The organism is Pedobacter sp. P26, from assembly GCF_050632135.1.
Taxonomy (GTDB): Bacteria; Bacteroidota; Bacteroidia; order Sphingobacteriales; family Sphingobacteriaceae; genus Pedobacter.
The window spans coordinates 4,653,869-4,673,686 of sequence record NZ_CP192574.1 but is presented as its reverse complement, the minus strand read 5'-3'; the positions used below and the strand labels follow the sequence as shown (position 1 = coordinate 4,673,686).

At 38.5% G+C, this 19,818-nt stretch carries 21 protein-coding genes and 1 pseudogene; 5 read left to right on the top strand and 17 right to left on the bottom strand.

The genetic code is table 11. The annotated features are described in order from the left end of the window. Window positions 1-54: 54 nt before the first annotated feature. Both ACQ86H_RS21705 and ACQ86H_RS21700 read right to left on the bottom strand, forming a co-directional pair. On the bottom strand, window positions 55-597 hold the full coding sequence (locus ACQ86H_RS21705; RefSeq protein ID WP_431292445.1) for a DUF4199 domain-containing protein: 543 nt from the start codon (window positions 595-597) through the stop codon (window positions 55-57). Between the two features lie 116 nt (window positions 598-713). Continuing rightward, window positions 714-1,106, bottom strand: coding sequence for a response regulator transcription factor (locus tag ACQ86H_RS21700; protein WP_431292444.1), 393 nt, complete (start codon window positions 1,104-1,106; stop codon window positions 714-716). 718 nt (window positions 1,107-1,824) lie between these two features. Here ACQ86H_RS21700 and ACQ86H_RS21695 point away from each other — a divergent pair. Continuing rightward, the gene (locus ACQ86H_RS21695) at window positions 1,825-2,616 is read left to right on the top strand and encodes a hypothetical protein (RefSeq protein WP_138820545.1); all 792 of its coding nucleotides are present in this window, start codon (window positions 1,825-1,827) and stop codon (window positions 2,614-2,616) included. Between the two features lie 67 nt (window positions 2,617-2,683). Here the strand turns inward: ACQ86H_RS21695 and ACQ86H_RS21690 are convergent, their stop codons facing one another. From ACQ86H_RS21690 to ACQ86H_RS21665, 6 genes are all read right to left on the bottom strand, one after another. Next, a complete protein-coding gene (locus ACQ86H_RS21690; RefSeq protein WP_431292443.1) occupies window positions 2,684-3,292 on the bottom strand; it encodes an alpha-ketoglutarate-dependent dioxygenase AlkB family protein in 609 nt (202 codons plus the stop codon). After that, the gene (locus tag ACQ86H_RS21685) at window positions 3,268-3,516 is read right to left on the bottom strand and encodes an Ada metal-binding domain-containing protein (protein ID WP_138820547.1); all 249 of its coding nucleotides are present in this window, start codon (window positions 3,514-3,516) and stop codon (window positions 3,268-3,270) included. The genes ACQ86H_RS21690 and ACQ86H_RS21685 overlap by 25 nt, the downstream gene beginning before the upstream one ends. Before the next feature lie 6 nt (window positions 3,517-3,522). Then, entirely contained in the window at window positions 3,523-4,362 is an 840-nt protein-coding gene (locus ACQ86H_RS21680; protein ID WP_431292442.1) for a methylated-DNA--[protein]-cysteine S-methyltransferase, read from the bottom strand. A gap of 92 nt (window positions 4,363-4,454) precedes the next feature. Then, window positions 4,455-4,991: a MepB family protein gene (locus tag ACQ86H_RS21675; protein ID WP_138820549.1), complete on the bottom strand. Its 537-nt coding sequence runs from the start codon at window positions 4,989-4,991 to the stop codon at window positions 4,455-4,457. An 81-nt stretch (window positions 4,992-5,072) separates the two neighbouring features. Next, window positions 5,073-5,363 (bottom strand): n-acetylglutamate synthase, encoded by a 291-nt coding sequence (locus ACQ86H_RS21670; RefSeq protein WP_138820550.1) that lies wholly within the window; start codon window positions 5,361-5,363, stop codon window positions 5,073-5,075. 104 nt (window positions 5,364-5,467) lie between these two features. Continuing rightward, complete coding sequence (locus ACQ86H_RS21665; RefSeq protein ID WP_138820551.1) at window positions 5,468-5,827, bottom strand: hypothetical protein; 360 nt, start codon at window positions 5,825-5,827, stop codon at window positions 5,468-5,470. 238 nt (window positions 5,828-6,065) lie between these two features. Between ACQ86H_RS21665 and ACQ86H_RS21660 the strand changes: the two genes are divergently transcribed. Beyond that, a complete protein-coding gene (locus tag ACQ86H_RS21660; RefSeq protein WP_138820552.1) occupies window positions 6,066-6,413 on the top strand; it encodes a single-stranded DNA-binding protein in 348 nt (115 codons plus the stop codon). Window positions 6,414-6,468: 55 nt separating this feature from the next. Here the strand turns inward: ACQ86H_RS21660 and ACQ86H_RS21655 are convergent, their stop codons facing one another. The 7 genes from ACQ86H_RS21655 to ACQ86H_RS21625 all read right to left on the bottom strand — a co-directional run bounded on the left by ACQ86H_RS21655 (window position 6,469) and on the right by ACQ86H_RS21625 (window position 13,861). Continuing rightward, the gene (locus ACQ86H_RS21655) at window positions 6,469-8,508 is read right to left on the bottom strand and encodes a TonB-dependent receptor (RefSeq protein WP_431295439.1); all 2,040 of its coding nucleotides are present in this window, start codon (window positions 8,506-8,508) and stop codon (window positions 6,469-6,471) included. A gap of 90 nt (window positions 8,509-8,598) precedes the next feature. Continuing rightward, window positions 8,599-8,778 carry a hypothetical protein gene (locus ACQ86H_RS21650; RefSeq protein ID WP_431292441.1) on the bottom strand — a complete coding sequence of 60 codons (180 nt, stop codon included), beginning with the start codon at window positions 8,776-8,778 and terminating at the stop codon, window positions 8,599-8,601. Window positions 8,779-8,783: 5 nt separating this feature from the next. After that, window positions 8,784-9,917: a PQQ-dependent sugar dehydrogenase gene (locus ACQ86H_RS21645; RefSeq protein ID WP_431292440.1), complete on the bottom strand. Its 1,134-nt coding sequence runs from the start codon at window positions 9,915-9,917 to the stop codon at window positions 8,784-8,786. A 408-nt stretch (window positions 9,918-10,325) separates the two neighbouring features. Next, a complete protein-coding gene (locus ACQ86H_RS21640; RefSeq protein WP_431292439.1) occupies window positions 10,326-10,514 on the bottom strand; it encodes a hypothetical protein in 189 nt (62 codons plus the stop codon). Window positions 10,515-11,303: 789 nt separating this feature from the next. Continuing rightward, window positions 11,304-11,411 (bottom strand): SHOCT domain-containing protein, encoded by a 108-nt coding sequence (locus ACQ86H_RS21635; protein WP_431292438.1) that lies wholly within the window; start codon window positions 11,409-11,411, stop codon window positions 11,304-11,306. Then, window positions 11,384-12,649, bottom strand: coding sequence for an ankyrin repeat domain-containing protein (locus ACQ86H_RS21630; protein WP_431292437.1), 1,266 nt, complete (start codon window positions 12,647-12,649; stop codon window positions 11,384-11,386). Before ACQ86H_RS21630 ends, ACQ86H_RS21635 begins: the two co-directional genes overlap by 28 nt. Window positions 12,650-12,658: 9 nt before the next feature. Next, window positions 12,659-13,861, bottom strand: a complete 1,203-nt coding sequence (locus ACQ86H_RS21625; protein WP_431292436.1) for an ankyrin repeat domain-containing protein — start codon at window positions 13,859-13,861, stop codon at window positions 12,659-12,661. A 472-nt stretch (window positions 13,862-14,333) separates the two neighbouring features. On the opposite strand from ACQ86H_RS21625, the gene ACQ86H_RS21620 reads away from it, so the two are divergent. From ACQ86H_RS21620 to ACQ86H_RS21610, 3 genes and pseudogenes are all read left to right on the top strand, one after another. Next, window positions 14,334-14,570 (top strand): hypothetical protein, encoded by a 237-nt coding sequence (locus tag ACQ86H_RS21620; protein ID WP_431292435.1) that lies wholly within the window; start codon window positions 14,334-14,336, stop codon window positions 14,568-14,570. A 148-nt stretch (window positions 14,571-14,718) separates the two neighbouring features. Beyond that, window positions 14,719-16,937: pseudogene (locus ACQ86H_RS21615) on the top strand (NADP-dependent isocitrate dehydrogenase). Between the two features lie 577 nt (window positions 16,938-17,514). Next, a complete protein-coding gene (locus tag ACQ86H_RS21610) occupies window positions 17,515-17,922 on the top strand; it encodes a hypothetical protein (RefSeq protein ID WP_138820558.1) in 408 nt (135 codons plus the stop codon). Window positions 17,923-17,986: 64 nt separating this feature from the next. On the opposite strand, the gene ACQ86H_RS21605 is transcribed toward ACQ86H_RS21610, so the two are convergent. Together ACQ86H_RS21605 and ACQ86H_RS21600 are read right to left on the bottom strand one after the other, a co-directional pair. Further along, the gene (locus ACQ86H_RS21605) at window positions 17,987-18,427 is read right to left on the bottom strand and encodes a hypothetical protein (RefSeq protein ID WP_431292434.1); all 441 of its coding nucleotides are present in this window, start codon (window positions 18,425-18,427) and stop codon (window positions 17,987-17,989) included. A 214-nt stretch (window positions 18,428-18,641) separates the two neighbouring features. Further along, on the bottom strand, window positions 18,642-19,808 hold the full coding sequence (locus ACQ86H_RS21600; RefSeq protein WP_431292433.1) for a DNA polymerase III subunit gamma/tau: 1,167 nt from the start codon (window positions 19,806-19,808) through the stop codon (window positions 18,642-18,644). Window positions 19,809-19,818 lie beyond the last annotated feature (10 nt).

Here is a 19,818-nt window from a genome sequence, read left to right as displayed (position 1 = left end):
AACTCTGCGAACTGTGCGTCATCGTCGTGTTTTTTATGGTTAACAAACTTGTACTTAAACTGCTTTTTCAACTATTGGTATGCCTGGTTTTCTTTTTAAGATCAGTGCGGCAACGAATGATATCAAAATACCTACTGGTAAAATTTCCATATAGGTAAACAATACCACCATTATGGGGTTTTTATATAACTCCTGACCTGAAGCCAACTCCTTAGCTTTGTTAGCAAGTTCTGTTGCAGATGCACCACTTTCTTTGGCTTCTCTTAATGCCTGAGCAATATACCTATCCATAAAATCAGGAATAAATATATAAAAATCGATCAGCCATACCACAACGTATATACTTGAAGCAATCAAACTGATTAATAGCCCGATTTTTAAGGCTTTACCAAAGGTAATCAATCCATCGTTGTACTTATCACGGTAATTTTTAATTCCTACAAAAATAAAAGAGAAAGCCAATACCATCGAAGCATAGCCAACAAGCATGCTGTGTTCAAGGTTCGGGTCGTTATAACATCTTGATATTGAAATTATCATTAATACCGATACGATTAAGCCGGCAATTAATCCGAATACAATTACGTTCTTTTTCATGTCTGATTTTTTTATTGGTTTACACCACAAAATTGCTCTGATTAATCTTTTTTAGCTTCATACTTTAGGGTGATTTTTCTGAAATCAGCTTATTTAATACTAAAGTACCAATGCGATCAAGCGATGAGGTTAAGTTTTTTAGCGGTTTCTATGGCCTGTATCCGGCGTTTTACTTCCAGTTTTTCGAAAAGCCTGGCATTATGTGTTTTAATGGTATTCAATGAAACAAATAACCGCTCTGCCATTTCCTGGTTGCTCAAACCTTCCGACATCAATTGTAAAACTTCCAGTTCTCTTTTGCTGATGTTTAACCTGGCCAATGCTGTTTTGTTAAGAATGAAATTTTCAGGCTGCTCAATAAAAACCTGTTTTTCGATCAGTATGGTTTTGGGGCTGGTTAATTTTAAGGCCAGCCAAATACCTAAAGCAGTAAAAATTATAGCGATTGAACCTGCATAAATTTCGAAGGCATGGTTAATGATAAGAAAACGAAGCTCTAACCACTTCAATAAAAAAAGTAATGCCGCGAGGAACACCCCATATAAGATTATACTTTTATTTCTAGTGAGAAAGTTTGTTGAGCCCGGCATTGGATGATCGTTTAATCAAAAATAGGAAATTTAGTTTTAAGTGTGGAGGGTAAAATTGGAGAGGTTAGGTAAGGAGGAAGAATGGAAGATGAGAAATGTAAGGCGAATGATGGAATGAGTTCTGCGGTGATCTGTGGAAACCTTTTGATTTTTGTTCCCGCAGATTTAAGAAGATTTGCGCAGACGTTAGAGCATGTAATATGGATGATGGAATGGGGTCTGCGGTGATCTGCGAAATCAGCGGGAGACTATTGGGTTATTGCTCCTGCCGATTTACGTAAAAGGTAAAAAATGGAAGATGGGAAATGTAAGGCGAATGATGGAATGGGTTCTGCGGTGATCTGCGAAATCAGCGGGAGACTATTGGGTTATTGCTCCTGCAAATTTACGTAAAAGATAAAAATGAAAGATGGATAATGTAAAACGGATGATGGAATTCCAATGCTGTGCCTTTTCCTTGTGATCTCTATGGTAAAAATGAAAGATTGCATCGAGAGCTATTGTCTGCCTCGCGGTTAAAACTCTTCTAATATCCCATAAATCAAATTTTTAACCAAAAGCGGTAATTTTCTGGTGACTTTAATAACAGAAAAGCAATAAAGGTTATAAATTAGCAAAAAAATAAATAGCTAAACCCATGAAAATTACGCTTTATGCACTCTTACTTTCCGTTGTTTTATCTGGCTGCGGAGGCAATTCTGAAAAAACTTTTAAAGCACGCGCATTTGCGACGACTGATGATTTTAATGTATTTCCAAAATCAACAAAAGATATATTAACCATTGTAAAAACCGATTCAGGAAAACTAGCCGCTGCCGATCGCTTTGCCATTAAATATAAGGATACTGTCATTACGATTGATGATGCGCCAAATGCTGAAACAAAGAAATTTAAGGTTGCTTCTTTCATCAATACGCAAAAAACAGCCGTATTGGTGCAGAGTGCAAATGAAAAAGAGAAAATGGATCCTTTTTATATTATTTATGTAAATGGAGGAAAAGCAGATGTGGTGAGCTTAAACAAGTCATCAAAAGGTGCTGAAGATAAAAAATATACAAATGGATTAGAGGAGTTAACGAGGAGCAATCTGTTGGTGAACAACGATTTCTTTATCACAACGATCAACTCAAGGGTTTACCCGATTAAGCGTCAAAATGAAGATGAGCGTATCCAGGGGAAATTCTTTATGTATTCCAGCGATAAAACTACATTGGCATTTTTGACGGCAAATGCTTTATACCAGGTAAATACCAAAACAGGAGAAACTTTTAATCTACCTCTGCCTGCATCATTAACCAGTCAGCCTGAAACCTTGGTAGCAAATATCCAAAGAGACTACACGTGGGTACCAAATGAGCACGGAACCTCTTTCTTAAAGAAAAATGCCGACGACGACCGCATTGTAGATATTAAGGAGTTTAAGCATTAAAAAAAAATGCTTTGGTTCGTAGTGGCAGAAACCAAAGCAAATTAAAGTACTTTTTAATCAGTCAGGATTAAACCACCATTGTTCTAAAGGTGAGGTTTACCCTTGGCTGATTTACTTTTTTAGTAGGGGGAAGGCGATGAAGCCAATTCGTTTGCGTTTCATCTTTCATCACCAGCAAACTGCCATGCTCTAAAAATAAAGTAACCGTTTCTTTGCTCTGCTTGTGTTTGAAAAGAAATCTCCTTTCGGCGCCAAAACTTAAAGATGCAATGGCAGAATCTTTTGCCAAAGCTTTTTCATCATCACTGTGGTAAGCCATGCCTTCATCTCCGTTATGATATAAATTGAGCAGACAAGAGTTATAAGTTTGGCCTGTTTGTTCTTCCGAAATTCTTTTGAGTTCAAGAAGTTCTTTTGTCCATGGTAAAGCTGTTTTGGATTTATTAGAATAGGTGTACGCATAGGATTCATCTCCATACCAGGCTACTTTTCTTTTGGTAATAATGTGTTTGCCCATAATAAAAGCTTCATCATTTTTCCACTCAATCGTATTCATCAATGCATCGAAATAATGATCAGCTTCTGGTATCGGGAATAATTTGCCATAATAATTTACTGTTCCGCCATGAGGAAGCAGATTTTGGTTAATAGCTATTGTGGTGTTGAATAAATCCATTTTTTATATGCCGTTTTTAAGCAATGCCCGCAAGGGCGGTAGCCATGTTGAAGCACTTCATCTACAGAACGGAAAAATACACGGTTTTCTTTCTTCATCCGCTTTCCCGACTTACATTTAAGTAGTCCGTAAATTTTCAACCGGGCATTTCCGCCGAAGCAAATATCTTTGTTTTTAAAATGCTTTTTTAATTCTTCAGTTGAAATATCAATATGTTTGATCATGCGGAACTAAACATTGGTTTTTGCTGCTTCCCAACCAATCATGGCTGTTTTTCGGTTTACTCCCCAATGGTAGCCGCCCAAAGCACCGCTTGATTGTATTACCCGGTGGCAGGGAATGAGGAAGGCTACCGGATTATCGCCAATGGCTGTACCTACCGCTCTGGATGCGTTGGGGTTTTGTAGTTGTTTTGCAATGTTTCCATAAGTGGCTAATTTGCCCATAGGGATTTTTAACAGCGCTTCCCAAACTTTTAACTGGAAATTCGTCCCTTTTAAATGCAGTTTAATCTGGTGCAGTTTGCTCCAATCGTGACTGAAAATGTATAAAGCATTTTGCTGTTCTTTATCCAATATCTGCTGGTATTGAGCCGCTGGAAACTGGCATTGCAGATTTGCAAAAGCAGTATTTTCATCGTCGAAAAAAGCGATATGGCAGATTCCTTTTGAGGTGCTGGCTACAATAACATTACCAAATGGACTTTCTGCAAAACTATAATTGATACAAAGGTTTTCGCCGCGATTTTTGTATTCGCCAGGTGTCATACCTTCAATATTTACAAAAAGATCGTGCAGTCTGCTGGTTCCCGATAAGCCGGTTTCTAATGCAGTGTCGAATAAACTTTGGTTTTCTTTCAGCATTTCTTTAGCATAACCAATGCTAATGTATTGCAAAAAACGTTTAGGAGTAGTGCCTGCCCACTCGCTAAATAATCTTTGGAAATGAAAAGGGCTTAGGTTTACTTTTTCTGCAATTTGTTCTAAACCAGGCTGTGTTTTGAAATTCGCCTTGATATAGCTTATGGCTTCGGCTATCCGGTTAAAATTGATTTCTCCTTGTGCTTTCATGGTCTTGAATAATTTAATATCCAAAAATAGTTTGGAAAGAAACGCTAAACTACCCGAAACTTGCTAAGTTTAACCGGATTTTAAAATCCCGTTTATTTAATTCCGTTGTCAATTAATTTCTTCGCCCTTGTAAGATCGGTATTTCCATTGATGTCAATATGAAGAAAATAAGGCGTTTGCCACTGTTGGGTTTTCTCTGCCTGTTTATTTGTTACTATATCCCAGGGTGGATAAACCCTAATCCCTCTTTTACCTTCTATTCCATTTGCCGTGATAATTTTATATTTTGCCAATATGGCTTTTGGAAAAATGAACTGGCCTGATTGGCCGGCATCATTAGCAGATATAATCAATAGGTCAAATTCATCCTGATCTGTAAACGGAGTCGTAATTCCGGCTTCATCCCGCTTCCATATAGTTACAAATTGCCCTGTCTTGGTTGGGGTGATTTTAGAAAGGCGGTGTTTAATTTTTAGCCTGTTTAACTCAAAAGTACAAGCTACATATTCCTGACTTTCATTTTCAATTTGCAGATTGTTTATTTGATAATCAAGCGGGCTGTAAACTAAATCGGATGCGGTTAGTAATATAGATGATAACCGGTTTGTGAGATTTTCTTTGATAAGCATAACAATTGTAAAGAGGTCTATTTGTAATTATGCTTATTGCTCTTCAATGATAGATTGTCCTTTCGATTGATCTCTCGATGTCTACTGCCAGGTTTCATGGAGTCTGATTTTGACATTGGCTAATTGTTCTGGCTTTGAATTGCAGATTCCGGTCATTAATTCACCTTGCTTATTTACATGGTGATAGCACATTTCGATGTTGCCATTTTCATCCACTAAGCCAATCAAATGCCCAGAAATAATCTTTCCACCCTCATATTCAGCAGTTAGGATATTTCCTGATTGTTTATATTTAAAAACGGTTTCATTTGATGTTTCGCCGTTTTCTGTATGATTTACGGGTTTAAAAAGCTTATCATTATAGTTTATCATAGTTGATAAAACTAATCATCTCCTCTTGAATAAAAAAATCACGCGCCTGGCTTCCGCAAATTTTAGGTGTTTAAATAGCGGCAAACCGAAGCATTTTAATGAGGCTAACCTAAGCTTTCTTCTTTTTTTACCAGCAGATAGCTATCATCATTTAGAATTAAGTAACCGTATTCGTAGCAAAAAATATAGGTGTTCCCATTGTGGGTTTCATAACTATAGGTGTGATATTCAAAATTAAAGCCTGCTGAAACCAGCTTTTTACTGGTAACCTTTGTTTTACCATTTGGATTAAGCGCAGCCAGGATAGCACGATTCTTTTTTAGTATGTTATTTACCCTTTTAATCACGAGGTTATCTTCAATCTTTAAACGATTGTTGTAATTGCTGCGGCAAGAATCATCGCAGTATTTTTTATCGGCCCTTCCTCTAATCAGGGTTCCGCAGTCTAAACATAAACGTTCCATAATAATTTCTTTTTTTATTATGGGATGATGTTCTAATTTATAAAATAAAATGGTGGAATAAAAAAATAAAAACATCATATTGAAGGTTCAGAAGTATATTATCCGTGTATAAACGTTTATAAACGACTATAAATGTTTACAATCCGACTAATTTTTGATGCTGTTTGCAATTTTGTCCTGTCGGTTATCGAGGTGATGACTGTTCGTTAAACATTTAGAAACTTAAAATTTAAAGATCATGGAAAGTGCAATTAACAAAGTAGTATTGAGCGGATTTGCAGGAGCAGATGCAGAGATTAAAACTTTTGGAACTCAAAAATTGGCAAAGGTTAACCTGGCCATAAACGAAACCTATAGAAATTCTGGGGGTGAGGAAGTAAAAAGAGTACAATGGTTTAATTTAACTTTCTGGAATGCAAAAGCCGAGCTTGCCGAAGCTCAGGTTAAAAAGGGTACAGGCTTAACTGTAGAAGGCAGGTTACAAACAAATGTTTATGATGGTACAGACGGTAAAAAGCGCTATGCCATAGAGATAGTAGTGAGCGATGTGACCATCAGGGAAAGAGAAAAACAAGAAGCCTTTTAGTTTATAGCATAATCGCATCATATAGATGTTCAATTTATATGATGCGATTTAAAGATTACAATTGAATAGAGAGGCCGGTATAAAAATTAATTCCTGGGGCTGGGTTAAAATACCTTCCATTGGTTGCGTTTAAGTCATTGCCTAAACTGTATTTCATGTTGAGCAGGTTATTTACCCCCGCAAATAGATCTAAATGAATTTTGTTGACGCTTAAATTTCTGATGCCTAATTTGCTTTCAACCAAATGATATCTTTTTGCAAAAACGGTATTGTTATCGTTTAAAGGGATTGAAGCGGTATAATTGTGTTGCACAAAAAGGTAAAATGCTTTCGGAAAATTAAACTCCAAACTATTAACTAAAATGCTTTCCGGAACTCCGGTAAGTTTGTTGCCGCTAAAAGTAATGGTGCCGTTTACAAAATTTTCAAATCTAAAATGGCTAAAAGTATAATTACTTCTCCATTGTAAACCTGTTAAAAAGGAGTCATCATTTCTGATGATCCAAAGGGTAGTTTCCAGTTCAATTCCCTGTTGTTTGGTTCCCCCGGCGTTGATAAAATACTCGGCATCGTTTTGATTTAACCTTCTAACTATAGCATCCTTCAAACGGTAAGTGAATAAGTTTCCTGTGGCATAAAAACGTTTATTTTTGGTTTTATAACGCAGCCCTAATTCATAATTCCAACCGAGTTCTGCCTGCAGGTTGTTATTGATATTGTTATCAGATGACCTTACTTCTGCAATCGTTGGTGGCGAATAACCTTTACTGATTGAAGCCCTGGCCGAAAAATCAGAAGTGATGAGATAAGATACTGCTGCCTTTGGCATAAACCGGGCATCGAATTTTCTTTGTTTTGAGGCAATAACAATTGGGAAATAACTCCCATAATTGTACCTGTAGAAATTTAAACTCGAAGCAAGTTCGATCAGGAATTTATTGCTGATATCGAAATTTAGCATGAAATAAGCAAAATCCTGACTGGCTTTTAAGCGGTCTGAGGCCTGCATTTTAGTCGCTTCACCACCATTATTATCGAAATTTTTAATCTGGCTTTTTGTGGCTGAACTTTCTAACCCGATCTGAGCGTTAAATTTGAAATCTTCTTTTGTCTGCGCATATTCTAAAAATGTTCTTAATCCGAATGTACTTTCATAGCGCTGTTCGTAATTGGTAATAAAAGGGTTCTTGAAATCGGTATAAGAGGTGAATAAAGCAATAACGTGTTTAAACCGCCGGCTGATCTGGTAGGAGTTAGCTATTCCCCCGAAAATGGTTTTATTATAAATGGCAGCTTGCTGTGAAATGGCGCCGGGTAATGTTGCTGTCGCGGGGCGGGCCAGCTTAGGATCTTGATCTAATTGTGCAGCTGTTAAACCACCTGGTGTTTCGTATTTTAAATCGCTATAAAAAGCAAAAGCCTTTAAATTACCGGCATTGCTATAATTCCATTGCTGCAAAGTTTGAAAATATTTTCTACCCATTGCACTGTTTTGTCGATACCCATCACTTCTCTCGTATCCTTCGTTAAAACTGAAACTATACTTTTTATATTGCTGTGTGATTGATGCCGTTTGATGGAAGAGGCCGTAGGAACCGCCATTAGCTGAAATATCAATTTCATTGCGGTTTATTGCAGGAGGATTGATTAAGATAGCACCACCTGTATTTGCACCAAAAATACTGGCTTCCGGCCCCTTATAAATTTCCATCATACCTACCGCAGAAACATCTAAAGCGTTTAGGTAGGTATTTCCACCTGCATCAGTTAAGGGGAAATCATCGATGTAAATTTTAATATTTCGTATGCCAAAAGGAGACCGGAGTAAACTGCCACGGAGCGATAAACGATAGCTGCCAGGCGAACGTTCTTCCATCCGTACCCCGGGCACAGTATTTAACACGCTCACAAATGAACTGTTGGATTGGTTTTTTATTAAGCTACTATCTACCACGCTTACAGCCGATACCGATCTTAGTAAGGTTTGGTGATTATAGTAACCTTTTACGGTAACTTCTTCGAGTTTTTTGGTCGAATCTGGTTTAAGAGTCTGCGCTAAGCTGGTAAAAAAATAAGGTAAAAAGTAAAGTAAAATTCGATTTCAAGTGAAAAGAGATTAGTAGTTTAGCCACAAACAGGCAGATAAATTTACTGCATATTCTGCTAATCTGTGGCTAATTATAAATTATTTTACAGCTACTTTCCAGATTATACCGCTAACATCGTCTGCAATCAGTAAAGCACCATCGGGTGTTAAAGTAACGCCTACCGGGCGTCCATATACCTCTGCCTTATCTGCATCTGCGATAAAACCAGTTAAAAAATCTTCAGGTTTTCCAGTTGGTTTGCCATCTTTAAAAGGCACAAAAGCTACTTTATACCCAGAAATTGCAGACCGGTTCCATGAGCCATGCTGACCAATAAATGCACCTCCGTGGTATTTTTGAGGATATTTTGTTGCTTTATAAAATGCGAGGCCCAAAGAAGCCGTATGCGCACCAACAGGAACATCCGGAGCGATGGCTTTTTTACCATTTCGGGGTTTTGGCCTTTTAGGCGAGGATCTTCATTCTGGCCATAATAGGAGTACGGCCAACCATAAAAAGCGCCTTGTTTAACACTCGTAATGTAATCTGGAACCAGATCGTCGCCTAATCCATCCCGCTCGTTAACAGCTGTCCAAAGCATATTTGTAGATGGTGCCCAATCTATTCCCACTGGATTTCGCAAACCACTGGCATAAATCTTTTCGCCGGTTCCATCTGGATTAATTTCTAAGATATTGGCTCTTCTTACCTCATTTTCCATTCCGTTTTCGCCAACATTACTACCCGATCCAACAGTGATATAAATCTTACTTTTATCGGCATTGGTAATCAGGTTTCTTGTCCAGTGGTTATTGTATCCACCTGCCGGAAGGCTCAGGATCTTTTTACCTGTTGCAGTAATTTTGGTGTCGCCGGTTTTGTAAGGATATTGCCACAAACCATCGGTATTGGCTACATAAAATGAATTGCCAATAATCAGCATACCGAAAGGTTGGTTCAGGCCATTTAAAAAGGTGGTAACCATTTCGGGTTTACCATCTTTATTCTCATCGCGATACAGTAGAATGGCATTGGCACTTTTTCCTGGTACTTCTGATTTTGCCTTACCTGTTACCGCATTGGCGACTGCTTCTACTGTACTTCTTTCTGAATTGGAAAGTGCTACCAATACATCACCATTGGGTGCTATATACGTATTGCGCGGACTTTTAATGTTGGCTGCAAATTTGGTTACCGTAAAGCCTTCTGGTGCAACAGGTGTTTTTCCGTCTGGCCAGCCAATTACCTTACTGAATTTATTTTTAGCGGCATTGGTATCCGGAGCGGGCAAATTTACTGTCCCGTTTTTAGTTGTTATGGTGGTATCTTCTCCCTGTTTTTGTGAATTGGAATCAGATTGACATCCAAAAAGGACGGCGGTAGAAAGCATTGATGCGTAAAAAATCTTATTTTTCATGTTAACCGGTTTTTTGATTAAGAATTTATCCTTAAAAAATATAACATCGAAAACGTAGAGAAGTTTTTAGCGCTGGCATAATTGCTGCAAGGCTTAAATAATAAAAGGAAAGCACCCGAGAGCACCTTCCTGGAGAGCGCATATTATTTCCCCTGATTTAATGCTATAATGATAACAGGGAAGTACTTTTATATTCCTTTAAATTAAGTTCTTGATTGTTTATAAAAATCAGTTCATCAAAAGATGATATAATTTTAGCTTGGAGGAGTGGAGTAAAGAAATTTGATCATAAATTTTCCGGCGTTAAATTTGAAGGCGATTAGTTAGAACTAAATTACAGTATTACACCTAATTTTTTAGTTAAATTTTGTTAAATTGTTTTTAATTTAGACCTGGATTTTCTGGCCTTTATTTCACCAAATTTTCCTGTAATTTTTTCTCGATGTCTTTAGCACTTAGTAACAGTGCAGAGAATTGTGGATCGGATTTTACCAATAAGAATTTCCCATCAGGAAGCACAATGGCTGAAGTACCGCAGGTGGTTGCCTCGTTAAATAGTAGCTTTTTTAAAAATCCCGGATCAGTTTCTATTTCCAATCCTTTTGATTAATCTGACTAAAGCTTTCGCCTACCTCGCGGTATTGATAAATGGCAACTTTTGGTCGGGCCTCGGCTTTTTCCTGAATGTTTTTTTGAAAGGCCCATCTTACATTATTCAGGAATTCTGCGTTCTGGTAGCTAAGGTATTTCCAACAGTTGTCTTTATTGAAATCATATTTAATAATGACGGTGTCTTTTAAAGCAAGCCTGTCGTTTTGTTATAAGAAAGTATGCAGCGAATCGATCTGTGCCTCGGTTAATGTACCCGCCTGATAACGTTTGTTTTCGTCTACATACAATTTGGGAGAGCAGGCATAGAAAAAAGGGAAAGAAAGAGAGAAGTAGATAACTGGATTTTGAGTTTAGGGATACATTTCATTTGTGTGAGCATTAATATTGACTAATAAATTTAGAACTAAAAATTTATTAGTCAATATTTTTCAGTAGAAATTTCGTCCTTTTGGCTGAAGCGCAGCGAAATAGAGAAATCTGCTACTATAGATCTCCCGACCATATTGCACTCCCTGCCATTGAGATTCCATTAGCTTATTCGTCATTCTCGCGCAGGCGGACTTTAAAGCTTATTGCATTAAGATTATTCACAAGTTTCCCTTGTTTCAAAGGCATTCATGAGCACTTCGTGGTTCCCAATCGTGTTGGGAATGACGACTCCCAGCAGTATAGCAATTCTCTAAAATCCAGCCGTTATCTATGTTACTTTATGAAATAAATTGAAACACAGCATTGAAGTACCTTAAAGCTAATCAGCTACATTGGAGTTTCAACTCAAACTTTTAAAATCTTCGCTTTCTCCGCATCGAATTCTTCCTGCGATAAAATCCCGGCATCCAGTAGCTCTTTTAAATCTAATAAAGCCTGTTTTTTTGCAGCCATATCATTTTTGGAGCTTCGGCAGTATGACCTGTTGATGCTGTACTGGTAGCCTGTACATTAGAATTAGCCGCGGGACCGTATTTCAACAAGAGTTCAGTAATTTCATTAAAGCCTTTAATATTGGAATAATCAATTGCCTTTTGCTCTTTCACATTCACAATGGACGGATCGGCAGACTTTTCGAGTAAAAACTTAACTACATCTTTTTTACCGTTTGCAGCGGCATAATGTAAAGCTGTGTTGCCGCTTTCATCCTGAATATTCACATTGGCGCCTTTTTCCAGTAATAATTTCAACATGCTTAAATGGCCACTTTTGGCTGCAACATGCAACATGCTTTCGCCGCCGTAATTGTAATTGTTATCGAAAGAGAAACTTGCCGAAATGGAAATGTTATTGGCGGTTTCTACCCACTCAAGATACGAATACATTGAATCATCATTACCTGAAAGTGGTTTGGCATAATTTACATCCACACCATTTTCCAAAAATAAATCGACAATCTCTTTCTGGTTATTGGCGCAGGCATACCAGATTGGCGACAAACCATTTTTTGAAGATACAAATACATCTGCACCCTTTTCTACCAGGATTTTGGTGAGCATCCGGTTGGCATCGTAACAGGCAAGCAATAGTGCCGATTCGCCTCCATGGTTAACATGGTTAATGTTGGCACCTTTATCAAGGATCAATTCAACCATTGGTGTATTTTTAGATTTAACTGCAAAAATCAGTGGTGAATCGCCATTTTTATTGGTGGTATTGATATTGGCGCCAAATTCCAGTAGTTTCTGAACTACTTCTTTATTTCTCCAGGCAGATGCGAAAAGCAGGGGCGTTTCTGCTTCGTTATTTTCAACGTCCACACCCAGGCCTTTATCAAGCAATTTTTCTAAAACTTCAATCTGGCCGTTTTGGGCAGTTAAATGCAGTAGACTATTACCTTTAAGGTCTTTAATGTCAACCCTTGCACCTTTATCTAACAGATATAGTGCCGTTTGTTTCTGTTTTTGCAGGCAGGCAAAATAAAAAGGTGTTTCGCCGTCATGGTCCTCATAATCTAAATCTGCGCCACGCTCGATTAAAATTTTTACCAGGTCTAAATATCCATGATGGGCGGCATAATGCAATGCAGTTCGGCCTTTTTCATCTGTATAACCCACTTCTACCTCATTATTGGCCAATAAAAGTTCGGCTATTTTCCGTTTGCCACTTTCGCAGGCAATTATAAATGACATCGACATATTTTAAGATTGTTTCATGAGCAGTTCAACAGTTTTTATTTTCAGGTTATCGTCGGAGGCCAGCATTAAAGCCGTTTGATCCTTATCGTTACTCAACGTCGTATCTGCTCCGTTTTCGATCAGGAGTTTCACTTTACGATAGGTTTCTTTTGCTTTTTCGGCTTCATAATTGACATTGTAAGCACAAACTTTATGTAGCAAAGTATTTCCCTGATCATCAGTTCTGTTGATATCTACCTGTCCGCTTTCTAACACTGCTTCCAAAATATTGGCCTGTTTTTCTGCAATTACGTCCAATGGAGTTTTATCAGCATTGTACCAGGTACTGTTTTGGTATAAATCGGCCCCATCGCCAAGCAATTTTTTAAGAAAGTTGATGCTGCTTTCACTGTTCGACATCATGCGTACGTATTCAAATAACAATGTTTCTCCTTTTTTGCTAACCTGATCAAATTCTGGTGTGGCAAAATTGCGCATTGTATCGTATATGTTTTCGCTTTGCGAATGTGCCACTGCATAAAAGAAGGCCGAATTTCCATCGCGGTCTGCTTGATTTGGATCTGCACCGTTTTCGAGCAGATGTGAAATTAGACTTTTCTTGTTAAATTTTATCGCAGTAATTAAAGGTGTTTCCTGTACTATATTGCCTTCATTAATGTCGATACCTTCGTTAATGAGGATATCGATATAACCCTTAAGCAGATCAGTAGTTTGTTCATCGTTTAAGTTGTAACGGCGAAAATTGCTTTTTACCACCTGATGAATATAATTTTCTTCCGCATTGTTTTTAAAATTGATGGTGCAGCCTGCGTCGATACAGGCTTTGATTACGCCTAGACTTACACCATTTTCGAAGAGGTAACCCAATAAGGTTTTTGCATTTACTTCGTCGTTCAGGTTATCGAAGTGGCCAATAAATTCGTTGAAGAAAGCAATGTCTTCATCTTCGTTGCCCAGGTTGTAGATGATACTATGAAAAATACTTTTGTCAAAATTGTCGAATTCATAAATATCGGTTTCGATGGTTTTATCCTTTATCATCATGTTTAGGATTTCATACTGTTTTTCTTTGATGAGGTTGTCGAAAATTGATGATTTCTGATGATCCTGTAGGTTTTTGGAGAGTTTTTCGCCGTTTTGCATCAAGCTTTTGGCTTCGTCAAATTTTCGGGCATTTAACTGTTGATCTAAGGTAGTTTCGGTCATTTCAATTAAAATTTTTAAAATAGATATATATGCTTCCTACTACAAAAGTTTAGCCAAAGAATTTGCGTAATCTAAAACTATCGGGAATGTTGCAGTGAATCAGAATGATAAAGAATGTCTTGTTAGTCGCTTATTTTTTGGAAAGCAATTGAAGTGTTCTATAGGTTAATTACTTCCTGCTCTACCTGCTGCCATGAAAAATGGCATTCGTTCGATCAGGTTTAACTTGGTCATTTTTCTGCTGCTATGCAGGTTGTCCGTGCCACAGGCCTGAGTTCATAGCCCTGATCGGAGCGGCATCCCCGATATTTCATCGGGATAAAGCGCAGAGCAGGACTAATTTAAAAAAAGCGAATGACAATGCGCTCCACTATCTTAATATTTATTATTAGATGGGTTTTTATTTTTAGGAATTTTAGGAAAGCAATTGTAGTATTTCATAGGTTAATTACTTCCTGCTCTACCTGCTGTCATGAAAAATGGCATTCGTTCGATCAGGTTTAGTTTAGCCATTTTCTGTACTATGCAGGTTGTCATGTGCCACAAGCCTGAGTTCATAGCCCTGATCGGAGCGGGCATCCCGATTTTTTCCATCGGGATAAAGCGCAGAGCAGGACTAATTTTAAATATAGTAAATGACCCTGCGCTTCCTAAAAACAATAGTATGTTGTATTATTATTTCACTATGATGAAGATTATCGGTTTTTAATAAATGAATGGTTCATCCAAACCAGAAATAACATTGCGATGTTCCTTAATTCATTCGATTATTTTATCTTTAGGCGATTTTAAAAAGATCGGTCTACAAAGCCATAAACTGATCGGATCATTAAATAAATAAGCAAAATCAATATAATATGTCAAATACATCAAAAATTATCTACACCAAAACCGATGAGGCGCCAATGTTGGCAACCTACTCACTTTTACCTATCGTACAAGCTTTTACCGCATCAGCAGGTATTGATGTAGAAACCAGAGATATTTCTTTAGCAGGAAGAATTTTGGCCAACTTTCCGGAGTATTTAAAAGACGATCAAAAAATTGGTGATGCGCTAGGAGAGCTTGGTACTTTGGCTACCACCCCGGAAGCAAACATTATCAAATTACCAAATATTTCTGCTTCTATCCCACAATTGATAGGCGCAATTACTGAGCTTCAGGCGCAGGGCTTTGCTATTCCAAATTACCCTGATAATGCACAGAGCGACGAAGAAAAGGCAATTAAAGCTAAATATGCAAAAGTTTTAGGTTCGGCTGTAAACCCGGTTTTACGTGAAGGTAACTCTGACCGTAGGGCACCTAAAGCCGTTAAAAACTACGCTAAACAAAACCCGCACTCCATGGGTAAATGGTCAGCAGATTCAAAAACCAAAGTGATCAGCATGACTGAAGGCGATTTTTATGGCTCGGAGAAATCTACAACTGTTGCTGAGGCAAGCCAGTTTAAAATAGAATTTGTAGCTGCGGATGGTACTGTGACCGAATTAAAAGGTTTATCGCCACTAAAAGCAGGAGAGGTGATTGATAGTTCTGCATTGAGTTTATCGGCATTGAAAACTTTTGTGGCCAAAGAAATTGCTGAAGCTAAAGCTGAAGGCGTTTTATTATCAGCGCACTTAAAAGCAACGATGATGAAGGTTTCCGATCCAATTATTTTCGGTGCCATTGTTGAAGTTTATTTCGCAGCTGTTTTTACCAAATATGCAGACCTTTTTAAGGAACTAAATATTGATACCCGCAATGGTTTAGGTGATGTTTATGCAAAAATTGCAGGCAACCCTAAACAAGCAGAAGTTGAAGCCGCTTTGGAACAAGCCATTGAAAACGGACCAGCTTTAGCCATGGTAAACTCTGATAAAGGGATTACCAATCTACACGTACCATCTGATGTGATTGTTGATGCTTCTATGCCGGCAATGATCCGTACATCAGGCCAGATGTGGAATAAAGAGGGTAAACCTCAAGATACAATCGCTTTAATTCCAGACCGTTCTTATGCTGGTGTTTACACTGCAACCATTGATGACTGTAAAGCACATGGTGCTTTTGATGTAACCACCATTGGTTCGGTACCGAATGTTGGTTTAATGGCTCAAAAAGCTGAAGAATACGGTTCACACGATAAAACTTTCCAGGCTACAGGTTCGGGAATAATTCGCGTGACCGATGCTGATGGAAAAGTATTTTTGATCAGAAAGTAGAAAAAGGCGATATCTTCCGCATGTGCCAAACTAAAGATGCACCAATTCAGGATTGGGTAAAATTAGCGGTAAACAGGGCGCGTTTATCAGAAACCCCTGCGGTTTTCTGGTTAGATGAAAAAAGAGCACATGATAGAGAAATCATTACTAAAGTAAATACTTATTTAAAAGATCACGATACTACAGGTTTAGATATCCGTATTTTAGCTCCAATAGAAGCGACTAAGTTTACTTTAGAGCGGATTCGTAAAGGTTTAGATACCATTTCGGTTACCGGTAACGTACTGCGCGATTATTTAACCGATTTATTCCCGATTTTAGAGTTAGGAACTTCAGCGAAAATGCTTTCTATTGTTCCGTTAATGAACGGTGGTGGTTTATTCGAAACCGGTGCTGGTGGTTCTGCTCCAAAACATATTGAGCAGTTTATCGAAGAAGGTTATTTACGCTGGGATTCGCTTGGTGAGTTTTTAGCGCTTCAAGCTTCCTTAGAGCATTTAGCTCAAACTCAAAACAATGCAAAAGCACAGGTATTGGCTGATGCTTTGGATGAAGCAAATGCTAAGTTTTTGGCAACTGATAAATCACCGGGTAGAAAATTAGGAACAATCGATAACCGTGGTTCTCACTTCTATTTAGCTTTATATTGGGCTGAGGCATTAGCGGCTCAGAGCAAAGATGCTGATCTGAAAGCCAGATTTGCACCATTGGCTAAAACTTTGTTAGAAAATGAAGCCAAAATTAACGAGGAGTTGATCGGTTCGCAAGGAAAACCTCAAAACATTGGTGGTTACTACAACCCTAACGATGAATTGGCAAGCAAAGCGATGCGCCCAAGTGAAACATTAAATACCTCTTTGGCTAGTTTATAAGCTGAGTTGTCAACTTTAATATGCTTCTGGCATAGGAGTTAGCAAATGTTGAAATATTTAGCGTCCTGATGTGAAAATCGGGACGCTTTTTTTATGATGTATAATTCTCAACTTTTATTCATTTTGCCAGGATTTGAAGATTCTTATACATTTGGAAAGCAGATGCAGAAGCTTTTGGGTTACAACAGTCCCGCTCCCGCTTCTGCTCCCGATGAAGGATCGGGAGCATCCCGCTTGATCGGGTTTAGGTGGATTGGCCAGCGATACTATTTGCGTAGATGTATCTATCGGTCTGTGTCCCCACAGACCGAAACGGAAACCCAATTAAGTTATAACAATCTACATGTCATATTTAATCTATAGCTTACAATTCGATGATTACCGGCGCTTTGCCAGCGTGAGGGATAGTAACGGAAAGTCCACAGCCATTAGGAACGAATGGCAAGGACTTGGAGTGTATAGCCCGACCCTTGCGCAGCTTGGGGGACGCCCAAATAATAACAAAATTCTTTAGCTAAAGAAAAACCTTATCTACACCGCTTTGTTATATCCATATAAATTAAAGGAGACCTATACCATGGCAATTAACGAAAATAAAGGATCGCAGGATAAAATACACAGCACTACAGAAAATAGCGAAATCAATAAAGAGAACCTGGCTTACGATGAAAATAAGCAAAGTTATGAGCTGGATGTAAAAGGAACGGACAGCGAATACGATCATCCGATGGGATATGAAACGGTGGCTGCAGGTGCAAAGGATGATGATTCTACCTATGATGAGGCAAACCCTTATGTTGGTGATGAATATGCCAGGAATGAAGAAATTGCTGAAGATAACTTAGAAGAACTAGGTATGCATGTAGACAACGGTGAAAGTGTAAAACTTAGTCCGGAGGATGAAATCCTTGCCCGTACACCAGAAGATAACCGTGATGATCTGGATGAAGAAGGTTATCCGATTAATGATGCGCCGAAAGACTAATCAGCAGTTTCCAGTTGGCAGTTTTTAACTATAGTTTAGTGGAAAGCTGCGAGCTGGAAAGTGACTAAGGATTAATATCTAAATTAAACCTTCTCCGCAGGTCATCTAATTTTGGATTTTTGTTTACCAGGTAATCGTACTTCTCGCGGTTGCCGTAAAGCCTGTTTTCTATTTTACGTTCCATTAACTTATAAGTAACCTCAACACCAAAGTTTCTAAGTTCATTCCGTAAAAAATTTAAAAGTTCAACAGATTCTTGTTGTACAAGATGTTCCTGCGTTTTACTCTCTACCGAAATCTCGATCAGTTCAGGATTTAAAAGTGTCGGGGCAAAGTTGTTTAAGATGGTAAAAAGATTAATCCGATCGGTGGCCTTCATCTTTTGGGTAAAGGCATTCCATACTTCCAGTAAGCGGTCGTAACTGAAAGGTTCTCTGGCATCGCCGGTAACTTTCTTTGGCCCCTTATCATCATCTCCCTGGGCTACACGTTCTAAATCATTCAATGAAGGGATGAGTGTACTGATTGCGTTTGCTTTCTGAATATTGATGCTGATAGAAGTTGCAGATGGTGGAGGACCAACCCGCGGACTTTCTTTTGGCTTTTCTGCTACTGGTAGGCTAGGCGAAACAGGAGTATTAACAACAGGTGCTGCAGCTTGATCGGTATTTTCAACCTCAACTTTAGGCTTTGGGCTTTCAGCTGGCTCAGCTACGACATTAGTTTTTTTTATCCTGATCTGCGTCAGTTGCTGTGTTATTAGGGCTTAAAGGCTGTTGTGCTAGATTGACGACTGACCTGATGTGGCACATTTTAATCAGTGCCAGCTCTACCTGTAAACGCTGATTTTTAGAGTTTTTATAGTTTAAATCGCAGGTATTAGCTAAATTCAGGGCTGTTAACAAGAACGATAATTCTGTTTGCCTGCACTGATCGAGATACTTTTGTTTGATGTTCTCACTCACCTCCAACAATTTAATGGTAGCAGCATCTTTACCTACTAATAGGTTCCGGAAGTGAGTAGCTAAACCATTGATAAAATTATTGCCGTCGAAACCATTGTTTAAAATTTCGTCGAAGAGGAGCAGTGTCTGACTAACTTCTGCTGCGGTTAAATAGGAAGTAAGCTTGAAAAAATAGTCGTAATCTAAAATGTTAAGGTTGTCGATTACCGCTTTATAAGTGATGTTTTTATTGGCATAACTGGCAATCTGATCGAACATCGAAAGCGCATCACGCAAACCACCATCAGCTTTTTGCGCAATAATATGCAAACCATCACTTTCGAAAGCAATATTTTCGCGCCGGGCAATGGTTGACAGGTGACTGGCAATATCCTCTACCTGGATACGGTTGAAATCAAAAATCTGACAACGTGATAAAATGGTCGGCAGGATTTTATGTTTCTCGGTAGTGGCCAGGATAAAAATGGCATAAGAAGGTGGCTCTTCCAATGTTTTCAGAAAGGCATTAAATGCACTCTGCGACAACATGTGAACCTCATCAATAATATAAATCTTATACTTTCCGGCTTGCGGTGGTATTCGAACCTGTTCAATTAAACTACGGATATCGTCAACAGAGTTGTTCGAGGCCGCATCTAACTCGTGCACATTAAAAGAATGTCCGTTCTGGAAGGAAAGACAATTGTCGCATTGACCACAAGCTTCCATATCGGCTGTAGGGTTGGTACAGTTAATGGTTTTGGCAAGGATACGAGCACAGGTAGTTTTACCCACCCCACGCGGGCCGCAGAATAAAAATGCCTGCGCAAGCTGGTTGTTTTTGATGGCGTTTTTTAACGTACCGGTAATATGCTGCTGGCCAACAACGGTTTCGAAGGTGGCTGGGCGGTATTTACGGGCAGAAACGATAAAATTTTCCATCGGCACGAAA

Coding starts and splice junctions, on each gene's coding strand:
- ACQ86H_RS21705 (WP_431292445.1), bottom strand. CDS start 597: ATGAAAAAGAACGTAATTGTATTCGGATTAATTGCCGGCTTAATCGTA.
- ACQ86H_RS21695 (WP_138820545.1), top strand. CDS start 1,825: ATGAAAATTACGCTTTATGCACTCTTACTTTCCGTTGTTTTATCTGGC.
- ACQ86H_RS21690 (WP_431292443.1), bottom strand. CDS start 3,292: ATGGATTTATTCAACACCACAATAGCTATTAACCAAAATCTGCTTCCT.
- ACQ86H_RS21685 (WP_138820547.1), bottom strand. CDS start 3,516: ATGATCAAACATATTGATATTTCAACTGAAGAATTAAAAAAGCATTTT.
- ACQ86H_RS21680 (WP_431292442.1), bottom strand. CDS start 4,362: ATGAAAGCACAAGGAGAAATCAATTTTAACCGGATAGCCGAAGCCATA.
- ACQ86H_RS21675 (WP_138820549.1), bottom strand. CDS start 4,991: ATGCTTATCAAAGAAAATCTCACAAACCGGTTATCATCTATATTACTA.
- ACQ86H_RS21670 (WP_138820550.1), bottom strand. CDS start 5,363: ATGATAAACTATAATGATAAGCTTTTTAAACCCGTAAATCATACAGAA.
- ACQ86H_RS21665 (WP_138820551.1), bottom strand. CDS start 5,827: ATGGAACGTTTATGTTTAGACTGCGGAACCCTGATTAGAGGAAGGGCC.
- ACQ86H_RS21660 (WP_138820552.1), top strand. CDS start 6,066: ATGGAAAGTGCAATTAACAAAGTAGTATTGAGCGGATTTGCAGGAGCA.
- ACQ86H_RS21645 (WP_431292440.1), bottom strand. CDS start 9,917: ATGAAAAATAAGATTTTTTACGCATCAATGCTTTCTACCGCCGTCCTT.
- ACQ86H_RS21635 (WP_431292438.1), bottom strand. CDS start 11,411: ATGGCTGCAAAAAAACAGGCTTTATTAGATTTAAAAGAGCTACTGGAT.
- ACQ86H_RS21630 (WP_431292437.1), bottom strand. CDS start 12,649: ATGTCATTTATAATTGCCTGCGAAAGTGGCAAACGGAAAATAGCCGAA.
- ACQ86H_RS21625 (WP_431292436.1), bottom strand. CDS start 13,861: ATGACCGAAACTACCTTAGATCAACAGTTAAATGCCCGAAAATTTGAC.
- ACQ86H_RS21620 (WP_431292435.1), top strand. CDS start 14,334: ATGAAAAATGGCATTCGTTCGATCAGGTTTAGTTTAGCCATTTTCTGT.
- ACQ86H_RS21610 (WP_138820558.1), top strand. CDS start 17,515: ATGGCAATTAACGAAAATAAAGGATCGCAGGATAAAATACACAGCACT.
- ACQ86H_RS21600 (WP_431292433.1), bottom strand. CDS start 19,808: ATGGAAAATTTTATCGTTTCTGCCCGTAAATACCGCCCAGCCACCTTC.